Origin of the sequence: Bacteroides xylanisolvens XB1A (assembly GCF_000210075.1) — a bacterium.
Classification (GTDB): domain Bacteria; phylum Bacteroidota; class Bacteroidia; order Bacteroidales; family Bacteroidaceae; genus Bacteroides; species Bacteroides xylanisolvens.
In genome coordinates, this window is sequence record NC_021017.1 from 165,204 (window position 1) to 167,509 (window position 2,306).

Sequence of the window (2,306 nt, forward strand, 5' to 3'; positions counted from 1 at the left end):
AAACTGCCGCAATGCGTACCCTGAAAGCGGGGGGAGAACATAAATTTTCTGAAGATGGAATACATCTTTTTCCTGTTGCTGCACAGAGACGTATCCGCATGGCTCATTCTCTTTATAGGCGATGGAATACACATGCCCTTCTTCCTCCATTTGCTTGCGCACATTGGAAGGAGCATACATCCAGTCCATCATATAATCCAGTTGTTCAGGAGATAAAATATCCTTGTAAGTGGCGGGGAATACCTCCTTTGCCATCATATGAATAAGCTCGTAATCGGCTACCGTTGCTTTTCGAATTGTAAACATACGTACTTTCTATTTTATGGTTTAACGGGCACAAATATAGCCATTATTTCTTTTTATAATAAGGTAAGCACTCTCTAATGTTTTAATTATTATTAATTTATAGTACTTTGTAATGCAAGGTACTTAAGTAATGCATATATTTGTGCCATCTAAAAGAAGTGAATAATGAAAGTAGACAATGTAAAATCACAGATGAGGAAAGGCATGCTTGAATATTGCATCATGCTTTTGCTGCACAAAGAGCCTGCCTATGCTTCTGATATTATTCAGAAATTGAAAGAAGCCCAGCTGATTGTAGTGGAAGGCACCTTGTATCCGTTGCTGACCCGTCTGAAAAATGATGACCTGTTAAGTTATGAGTGGGTGGAATCTACCCAGGGACCTCCCCGCAAGTACTATAAACTCACTGAACAAGGAGAAACCTTTTTGGGAGAACTGGAAATTTCCTGGAAAGAACTTAACGATACAGTGAATCATATAGCCAATAGATAATCCGAAAAAGAAGAAATAAAAATGAAAAAGACATTGACCATAAATTTAGGAGGAATAGTTTATCATATAGATGACGATGCCTACCGACTGTTAGACAATTATCTGTCTAATTTGAAACATTATTTTCGTAAACAGGAGGGTGCGGAAGAAATTGTAGACGATATTGAGATGCGTATTGCCGAACTGTTTGCCGAGAAAGTAACTGAAGGAAAACAGGTCATCACAGTTTCGGATGTAGAAGAAATTATCGCCCGCGTAGGCAAACCGGAAGATTTTGGTATTGCTGACGAGGATACAGATTCACAGAAAAGAACGGAGCAAGCATCGTCCGCTAATCAAAGTAATACGCAAACCTCTGCCCAACGTCGCTGGTTCCGTGATCCGGATAATAAATTGTTGGGTGGTGTGGCTGCAGGACTGGCAGCTTACTTCGGTTGGGACATCACATTGGTGCGTATCCTGATGATTATTCTGGTGTTTGTACCTTATTGTCCGATGATTATCCTTTATATTATCGGATGGCTCGTTATTCCGGAAGCCCGTACCGCCGCAGAAAAGTTAAGTATGCGTGGAGAAGCGGTAACCATTGAGAATATTGGCAAAACAGTGACAGACGGCTTCGAACGGGTAGCAGATGGGGGTTAATAATTATGTGAACTCCGGTAAACCTCGTACCTTTCTTCAAAAGATAGGCGATGTATTTGTTTCCATTGCTGCTGTTCTCTTTAAGATATTTCTGGTAGCTCTTGTCATTCTTTGTTGCCCTGTCTTGTTCGTATTGGCTGTCGTATTGGTAGCGTTGGTATTTGCGGCAATTGCCGTGGCAGTCAGTGGAGGAGCTTTACTTTATGAGTTGTTGCCTGCCATCGACTGGATGCCGGTTGCTTCCGTCTCTCCTATGATGACATTATTAGGTACGATTGCCGGAGTTGCCCTCATTGGTATTCCATTAGGAGCTTTTTTGTATACCATCTTGCGCCAGCTATTCCATTGGTCACCAATGGGAACAGGTTTGAAATGGTCGCTATTGATTTTATGGATATTGGGTGCGGTCATTATGGTCATTAATCTTTCTGCTCTTGGCTGGCAACTGCCTCTGTATGGGCTGCACTGCTGTTAACTAAGCCTCATTCTATTAAAAAAGGATAATATTTATTCTTTTATAAGTAAATGTACCCCGATAGTGTGTCCGGGGTACATTTTTTGTTTTCCCTTATTCATCGTAAATCGAGATTTTTTAGTAAGTTTGTAAATACGTATTCAGGAAATAAAATGGGTGAACATATATGTTTTAGGAGAAACGAACGTTTAGCGACAGTCAATCCTTATTGGAGAGGAAATCCGATGGTGCGCGGGCGTTTTTTTTAACAGGCAGCATCGCTTCCGTCCGGGGATGGGCAGCGTGTTGAAATGGCGTCTTTCGCCCAATCCCCAACGCAAAGAGAAGAAGACGGTGAAATGGGACCCGAAAGTTTGTTATCTTCGCTCATGGATGCGATGGTAGGAGA

General features: G+C 41.6%; 1 protein-coding gene and 2 pseudogenes. 2 read left to right on the plus strand and 1 reads right to left on the minus strand.

Annotated elements, in window-relative coordinates; genetic code table 11:
* Window positions 1-306: pseudogene (locus BXY_RS00655) on the minus strand (N-acetyltransferase family protein); the annotation flags it as partial.
* Between the two features lie 165 nt (window positions 307-471).
* On the opposite strand from BXY_RS00655, the gene BXY_RS00660 reads away from it, so the two are divergent.
* Window positions 472-798, plus strand: coding sequence for a PadR family transcriptional regulator (locus BXY_RS00660; protein WP_004312715.1), 327 nt, complete (start codon window positions 472-474; stop codon window positions 796-798).
* A 21-nt stretch (window positions 799-819) separates the two neighbouring features.
* A pseudogene (locus tag BXY_RS00665) lies at window positions 820-1,918 on the plus strand (PspC domain-containing protein).
* The last annotated feature ends 388 nt before the right edge of the window (window positions 1,919-2,306 follow it).